Here is a 7,301-nt window from a genome sequence, read left to right on the forward strand (position 1 = left end):
CTCCTCGCCGTGAACAACCAGGTGGCGTTGGCCGTCCTGGTCGGGCTGGCCGGCGCCTTGGTGCTGTTCGTCGGGGCGATCTGGGTGATCACCCGGACGCTCCTGGTCGCGCCCGCGCTGATGCTCGAGGGCAAGCGCTTCTGGCCGACCGTCGCCCGCGCGTGGCGGCTCACGCGCGGGAGCTTCTGGCGCCTCTTCGGGATCTACCTGCTCACGGCGATCCTCGCCGGGATCATCTCGTTCATCATCACGGTCCCGGCCGGTGAGGTCGCGGCCCTGGTGCTGCGGGACCCCGCGGGGACGTCGTTCCTGTCGATCGTGGTGACGGGCGTCGCCAACATCATCGCGTCCACGCTGTCCACGACGTTCCTGTCGGCCGTCGTCGCGCTGCTCTACATCGACGTGCGGATGCGCCGTGAGGGCCTCGACGTCGAGCTGGCCCGGGCCGCGGAGACCACCGCGTGAACCTCGCGGCCCGGGTGCCGGCCGGCGTGCCGGTCGACCCGGACGCCGCGACCGCGCGCCGCTGGGCCCGCGAGGAGCTCGCCGACCCCCTCTACCACCAGCAGGGCTCGCTGCTGCGCCGGCTGCTGACCTGGCTGTCCGAGCAGCTCTCGAGCCTGCGCACCCCCGCGGCGGTCGACCCGTGGGCCGTGCTCGTCGTCGTCGCGATCGTGGTGGGGGTCGTCGTCGTCGCGTTCCTCGTCGCCGGGCCCGTGCGGCGCGCCGGCCGGGTGACCTCGGAGCGCCGGGTTCTCGACGCCGAYGACGACCGGACCGCCGAGCAGATCCGCGCGGCCGCCGACGCCGCCGCCGCGYGCGCCGACTGGTCCCTCGCCGTCCTCGAGCGGTACCGGGCGATCGTCCGGGGCCTCGAGGAGCGCACGATCCTGGACGAGCGGGCGGCGCGGACCGCCCACGAGGCGGCGCTGGCCGCGGCCGCCCGGCTGCCGGACCTCGGCGCCGACCTGGTCGCCGCGGGGCGCACGTTCGACGACGTGGCCTTCGGCGACGTGCACGGGACCGCCGACGACGACGCCCGGCTGCGTGGGCTCGACGCCCGCGTGCGCGGCACCCGCCCGGCAGCCCCGAGCGCCCTGACCGACCTCGCGGCGGCCCCCCGATGAGCGCGGCGACGGACGTCGTCGTCGGCGACGGCACCACCACGCGCAGCAGGTCGTCGCGGCGCTGGCGCAAGGCCCGCTGGCCGCTGGGCCTGCTCGGGCTCGCCGTCGTCGCAGCGATCCTGTCCGCGCTGCCCGAGCCGCAGACCTCGACCCTCACGCTCGCCCCCGACAACCCCGCACCCGCCGGCGCCCGCGCGGCCGCGCAGATCCTCGGGCGGCAGGGCGTGGACGTCCGGTACGTGCGGCACCTCGCCGACGTGCGCGCTCTCGCCGGCCCGGGCACGACGGTCCTGGTCGTCGGCGACTACCTGCTCGACGACGACCAGATCGACGCGATCGGCGCCACGGGCGCGGACCTCGTGGTCGTCGACGGAGGGTGGGCGCTGCAGCGGCTCACCGACGAGCTCTCCCCGCAGGGCGGCCTCTCGAGCACGCCCGAGGTGCGCTCGGCCGAGTGCGACGACCCCGACGCGGTCGCCGCGGGCACGATCACCGCCACGGGCTCGGTCGTGGCCACGGGTCCCGACGCCGTCGTGTGCTTCCCGTCCCCCGGCGCCGGCACCGACGGCGGCGGGGCGTACGCGGTGGTCGAGGACGCCGACGGCCGCCGGATCGTGGCCCTCACCGACTACGCGCCGCTCACCAACGAGCACCTCGCGGAGCAGGGCAACGCCGCGCTGGTGCTGCGCGCCCTCGGCCGCCACGAACGCCTCGTCTGGTTCATCCCGTCGCTCGACGACACCGCCTCCGCGGACGACGGCGCCACCGGGACCGACACGGCCCCGCTGGTGCCGCCCGTGGTCCCGATCCTGGCGCTGCAGCTCCTGCTCGTCGTCGTCGTGACCGCCCTGTGGCGCGGGCGCCGCCTCGGCCGGCTGGTGACCGAGCCGATGCCCGTGGTCGTGCGGGCCGGCGAGACCACCCGCGGACGCGGCCGGCTCTACCGCCGCGGACGCTCCTACGGCCACGCCGCGGCCGCCCTGCGTGCCGGTGCAGCCTCCCGCAGCGCCGCCCGGCTCGGCCTCCCGCGCTCGGCGCCGGCACCCCTGGTCGTCGACGCCGTCGCGCGTGCGACGTCCCGGCGGCCGTCGGACGTCGAGGCCCTGCTCTACGGACCACCACCCACCGACGACCGGGGGCTGGCCCAGCTGGCCCGCGACCTGGACCATCTCGAGAGCGAGGTTCACCGAACGTGAGCGACGACAGCCCCCAGTGGACGACGACGGCGACCTCGCCGGCGAACGAGCCCTCCCACGAGCTGCGCGYGGCSCTCGGCGCCGTGCGCGCCGAGGTGGCCAAGGCCGTGGTCGGCCAGGACGCCGCCGTGAGCGGCCTGGTCATCGCGCTGCTGTGCCGCGGGCACGTGCTGCTCGAGGGCGTGCCCGGCGTCGCCAAGACGCTGCTGGTCCGCGCCCTGTCCGCGGCGCTCGACCTGCAGACCAAGCGCGTGCAGTTCACGCCGGACCTCATGCCCGGCGACGTGACGGGCTCGCTGGTGTACGACGCGCGCACCGCCGAGTTCTCGTTCCGCGAGGGCCCGGTCTTCACCAACCTTCTGCTCGCCGACGAGATCAACCGGACCCCTCCCAAGACCCAGGCCTCGCTCCTGGAGGCGATGGAGGAGCGGCAGGTCTCCGTCGACGGCACCCCCCGCCCGCTGCCCGACCCGTTCCTGGTCATCGCGACGCAGAACCCGGTCGAGTACGAGGGCACGTACACGCTCCCCGAGGCCCAGCTCGACCGGTTCCTGCTCAAGCTCGTGCTGCCGCTGCCCGAGCGCGACGAGGAGATCGAGGTGCTGGCCCGGCACGCCGCGGGCTTCGACCCCCGCGACCTCGCCGGTGCCGGGCTGCGGCCCGTGGCGAACGCGGAGATGCTGGCGCGCGCCCGGGCCGAGGTCGCCCGCGTGCAGGTCGCGCCCGAGGTGCTCGGGTACGCGGTCGACGTCTGCCGGGCCACCCGGCGGTCGCCGTCGCTGTCCCTGGGTGTCTCCCCGCGTGGCGCCACCGCGCTGCTCGCGACGTCGCGCGCGTGGGCCTGGCTCTCGGGCCGCAGCTACGTCACGCCCGACGACGTCAAGGCGCTGGCCCACCCGACGCTGCGACACCGCGTCCAGCTCCGGGCCGAGGCCGAGCTCGAGGGCGTCAGCACCGAGAGCGTGCTCGACACCGTGCTCGCGTCCGTACCCGTCCCCCGCTGACATGGCGGTCACGTGGCGCGCGGTCGTCCTCGCCGCGCTCGGCCTGCCGGTGGTGCTCGTCGTGCCCGCCACCGGGACCGTGCTGTTGTGGACGCTGCTCGTCGTGGTCGCCTGCGCGATCGACGTGGCGCTCGCCGCGTCGCCGCGGCAGGTCGGGGTGCGGCGGGAGGTGCCGGCGTCCGTCCGGCTCACGGAGCCCGTGACCTCCACGCTCACGCTGTCCCACCTGGGCCGACGACGCCTGCGGGGGCTCGTGCGCGACGCGTGGCCGCCGTCGGCGGGGGCGCGGGTCGACCGGCACAAGCTGGACGTGGCGCCCGGTGAGGGGACGCGGGTGCGCACCGTGCTGCTGCCGACCCGCCGCGGGGACACCCACGCCGACCGCGTGACCGTCCGGACCGCGGGACCGCTCGGGCTCGCGGGGCGGCAGGCCTCCCTGACCGTGCCCGGGCGCCTGCGGGTGCTCCMGGAGTTCGCGTCGCGCCGGCACCYGCCCAGCCGGCTGGCCCGGCTCAAGGAGCTCGACGGCCGGGCGGCCGTACAGGTGCGCGGGCCGGGCACCGAGTTCGACTCCCTGCGCGAGTACGTGATCGGCGACGACGTGCGCTCGATCGACTGGCGGGCGACCGCCCGGCGCTCGGACGTCGTGGTGCGGACCTGGCGCCCGGAGCGCGACCGGCGGGTGCTCATCGTGCTCGACACCGGCCGGACGTCGGCGGTGCGGGTGCTGGACGCCCCCCGGATGGACGCGTCGATCGAGGCGGCGCTGCTGCTCGCCGCGCTGGCCACGAAGGCCGGCGACCGGGTCGAGCTCATCCTGTTCGACCGGCGCGTCCGCGGGCGTGTGGCCGGTGCCACGGGTCCGCGGGTGATGGCCGCGTTCGCCGACACGCTCGCGCTCGCGGAGCCTGTCCTGGTCGAGACGGACTGGCCCGGCGTGGTCGCGCAGGTGCGGGACCGGCTCAGCCAGCGCGCGCTCGTCGTCCTGCTCACCGCCCTCGACCCGGCGGCCGTCGAGCAGGGGCTGCTCGGCGTCGTCGGCCAGCTCACCGAGCGGCACCAGGTGGTCCTCGCGTCCGTGGCGGACCCGGAGGTCGATGCACTGCGCACCGGCCGGGACGGCGCCGCGGCCGTGTTCGACGCTGCCGCCGCCGAGCGCGTGGGGCTGGAGCGGGCCGCGGTGACCCAGCGGCTGCGGCAGCGGGGCGCGGAGGTCCTCGACGCGCTGCCCGACGACCTGGCGCCCCGGCTCGCCGACACGTACCTCGCCCTCAAGGCCGCGGGGCGGCTGTGACCGAGCTGCTCAGCCAGGCCCACCTCAACCGCGCGCTGCTGGCGCGGCAGCACCTCCTCGCGCGCCGCGACGGCCCGGCCCTCGGGGTGATCGACCACCTGGTCGGGCTGCAGGCCCAGAACGCCTGGTCGCCGTACGTCGGGCTGTGGAGCCGGGTCGCCGGGTTCCGGACCGAGGAGCTGGGCGACGCGTTCTGGGACCGGACCGTCGCCCGGATCGCGGTGATGCGCGGCACCATCCACCTGGTCAGCGCCCCCGACGCGCTGCTGCTGCCCGGGTTGATCGCCCCCCTGTACGCCAAGGACCTGCTGGTCAACGTCGCGCACGCCGCCGGGCTGCGCACCCTGGACGTCCCCGCCCTGACCGCCGCCGCGCGCGAGCTCGTCGAGGCCGAGCCCCGCGCGACCACCGAGCTCGGGCGGCTGCTCGCGGAGCGCTGGCCCGACGTCGGCCCCAGCACGCTGGCCTACGGCGCGCGCGGCACCCTCCCGCTGGTCCAGGTGCCCCCGCGGGGCGTCTGGGGTCGGTCCGGCGCGACGACGTGGACGACCGCCTGGGCCTGGTTCGGACCCGAGCTGACGGCCGCGGCGCCCGACCTGTCCGACCCCTCCGTGCTCGCCGCCGAGCAGGAGCGGCTGGTGCGGCGCTACCTGGCCGCGTTCGGACCCGCGTCGGTGGCGGACGTGCAGAGCTGGTCGGGGCTGACCGGGCTGCGCGCCGTGGTGGACCGGCTCGACCTGGTCCGGTACCGCGCGGAGCCCTCGCCGGGCGCGGTCCGCGAGCGGGAGCTGCTCGACCTGCCCGGCATGCCGCTGCCGGACCCCGACGAGCCCGCGCCGGTGCGGTTCCTGCCCGACTACGACAACGTGCTGCTGGGCCACGCCGACCGCACGCGGATCCTGTCCCCCGAGCACCGCGCGTTCCTGGCCAGCCCCAACGGCGTCGTGCCGGCGACGTTCCTGCTGGACGGGCGCGTGGCGGGGACGTGGCACGTGCCGCGGGACCACAAGGGTCGGGGGCCCGTCACGCTCACGGTGCGGCCGTTCGCGCCGACGACGGCGGGGCAGCGGGACGCGCTGGTCGCCGAGGCGGAAGGGCTCGTCGCGCTGATGGCGGGCGAGGTCGACGACCGCCGCGTCGCCGTGGTCGAGCCCTAACCCGCGGTCGCCAGGCTGTAGCCCCCCCGGTCGGCCTCGAGGTCGCCCGTCTGCCCGGCGCGCACCGCGCGGCGCCCGAGGACGAGCACGTAGGTCCAGAACGCCGTCAGCGCCACGACGCCGATGCTCACCTTGACCACCCACGGCAGCCCCGAGCCGGTGACGAACCCCTCGATCAGGCCCGAGACCGCGAGCACGCCGACCAGGCCGATCGCGACCGTGAACAGCGCGCGCGCCTCCTCGGCCAGGGCGCGTCCGCGCGGACGCGGACCCGGGTCCACCCAGGTCCAGAAGATCCGCAGACCGGCAGCTCCCGCGACGAACACCGCCGTCAGCTCGAGCAGCCCGTGCGGCGCGATGAGCTGGAGGAACAGGCCCAGGCTGTCGTGCGCCGCCATCAGCCCGCCCATCGCGCCGACGCTGATCGCGTTGTTCGCCTGGAACAAGACGGGCAACACCCCGGTGATGCCGGTCCCGATGCTGACGGCGGTGAGCAGGGCGTTGTTGGTCCAGACGACGGCCGCGAAACCTGCCCCGGGGTCGTAGTACTCGGCGAAGGACCTGTCGACGTACTCCTGCTGCTGGCTCGGCGTCATCAGGGACCCGAGCACGTCCGGCTGCGTGGCCACCCAGATGCCCGACGTCACGGCGAGCAGGATGAACGCCGTGGCGACGCCGACGGTCCACCACCGGATCCGGTACAGGGCCGCCGGCAGCGAGACGACCACGAAGGCGGTGACGTCACGCCAGGCGGGCTCGTGGGTTCCGGCGACCGCGGCCCGCGCGCGCCCGACGAGCATCGACAGGCGCGTCACCATCTCGGGGTCGGGTGCGGCGGACCGGACCGCCGACAGGTCGGTGGCCACGGCCTGGTAGAGCCGCACGAGCTCGTCGGCCTCCGCGCCCGTGCGGCGGCGCTGTCGCACCAGCTGGTCGAGCCGTGCCCAGTCGACCGAGCGGGCCCGCTCGAAGGCGTCGAGATCCATGCGGCACAGCCTGCCATCTCGCTGCGCCCCGCAGCCGTTACCCTGCCCGCATGGACGGCATCATCACGGGCGAAGGTGTCGTCCTCGACTCACGACCGGCTTCCGCGGCGAGCCGCCTGCTGGCCGCCCTGCTCGACCTGCTCGTGCTCGGGTCGGTGCTCGTGGTCGTCTTCATCGCGCTCGGCGCGCTGCTGCCCAGCCCCTCCGAGGACGCCGTCCGGATCCTCGTGGTCGTGCTCTTCGCCACCGTGACGGTCGTCGTGCCGACGACCGTGGACACCCTGACCCGCGGGCGCTCGCTGGGCAAGCTCGCGCTCGGCATCCGGATCGTGCGCGACGACGGCGGGCCCATCGTGTTCCGGCAGTCGTTCGTCCGCGCGCTCGTCGGGGTGGGCGAGYTGTGGCTGACGCTCGGCAGCGTGGCGCTGATCTGCTCGATCGTGCACCCGCAGGGCAAACGGATCGGCGACATCCTCGCGGRGACGTACGCGCTGCGCGTCCGCGGCGCCGCGCGCGTCCGCACGCCCGTCGTCATGC

8 protein-coding genes are annotated in these 7,301 nt (G+C 75.9%); 7 read left to right on the forward strand and 1 reads right to left on the reverse strand.

Annotated features, from left to right (window positions below; genetic code table 11):
* From ACXJKG_RS17595 to ACXJKG_RS17620, 6 genes are all read left to right on the forward strand, one after another.
* Nucleotides 1-465, forward strand: a 465-nt coding sequence (locus tag ACXJKG_RS17595) for a glycerophosphoryl diester phosphodiesterase membrane domain-containing protein (RefSeq protein WP_456847036.1), incomplete at its 5' end; no start/stop codon positions are given.
* The gene (locus ACXJKG_RS17600; RefSeq protein ID WP_456847037.1) at nt 462-1,127 is read left to right on the forward strand and encodes a DUF4129 domain-containing protein; all 666 of its coding nucleotides are present in this window, start codon (nt 462-464) and stop codon (nt 1,125-1,127) included. The genes ACXJKG_RS17595 and ACXJKG_RS17600, both read left to right, overlap by 4 nt.
* Nucleotides 1,124-2,323: a DUF4350 domain-containing protein gene (locus ACXJKG_RS17605; protein ID WP_456847038.1), complete on the forward strand. Its 1,200-nt coding sequence runs from the start codon at nt 1,124-1,126 to the stop codon at nt 2,321-2,323. Before ACXJKG_RS17600 ends, ACXJKG_RS17605 begins: the two co-directional genes overlap by 4 nt.
* Complete coding sequence (locus ACXJKG_RS17610; protein WP_456847039.1) at nt 2,320-3,327, forward strand: AAA family ATPase; 1,008 nt, start codon at nt 2,320-2,322, stop codon at nt 3,325-3,327. The genes ACXJKG_RS17605 and ACXJKG_RS17610 overlap by 4 nt, the downstream gene beginning before the upstream one ends.
* Nucleotide 3,328: 1 nt before the next feature.
* A complete protein-coding gene (locus ACXJKG_RS17615; RefSeq protein WP_456847040.1) occupies nt 3,329-4,621 on the forward strand; it encodes a DUF58 domain-containing protein in 1,293 nt (430 codons plus the stop codon).
* Nucleotides 4,618-5,778 (forward strand): winged helix DNA-binding domain-containing protein, encoded by a 1,161-nt coding sequence (locus ACXJKG_RS17620; protein WP_456847041.1) that lies wholly within the window; start codon nt 4,618-4,620, stop codon nt 5,776-5,778. Before ACXJKG_RS17615 ends, ACXJKG_RS17620 begins: the two co-directional genes overlap by 4 nt.
* On the opposite strand, the gene ACXJKG_RS17625 is transcribed toward ACXJKG_RS17620, so the two are convergent.
* Nucleotides 5,775-6,764, reverse strand: coding sequence for a stage II sporulation protein M (locus ACXJKG_RS17625; protein WP_456847042.1), 990 nt, complete (start codon nt 6,762-6,764; stop codon nt 5,775-5,777). The two genes, ACXJKG_RS17620 and ACXJKG_RS17625, sit on opposite strands and share 4 nt — an antisense overlap.
* A gap of 50 nt (nt 6,765-6,814) precedes the next feature.
* Between ACXJKG_RS17625 and ACXJKG_RS17630 the strand changes: the two genes are divergently transcribed.
* The coding region (locus ACXJKG_RS17630; RefSeq protein WP_456847043.1) for an RDD family protein at nt 6,815-7,301 on the forward strand (487 nt) is incomplete at its 3' end.

This window comes from Cellulomonas sp. P5_C6, assembly GCF_054049635.1.

Bases quoted from the DNA above. Each gene is read 5' to 3' on its own strand.
- ACXJKG_RS17625 (WP_456847042.1), bottom strand. From the start codon at position 6,764: ATGGATCTCGACGCCTTCGAGCGGGCCCGCTCGGTCGACTGGGCACGG.
- ACXJKG_RS17605 (WP_456847038.1), top strand. From the start codon at position 1,124: ATGAGCGCGGCGACGGACGTCGTCGTCGGCGACGGCACCACCACGCGC.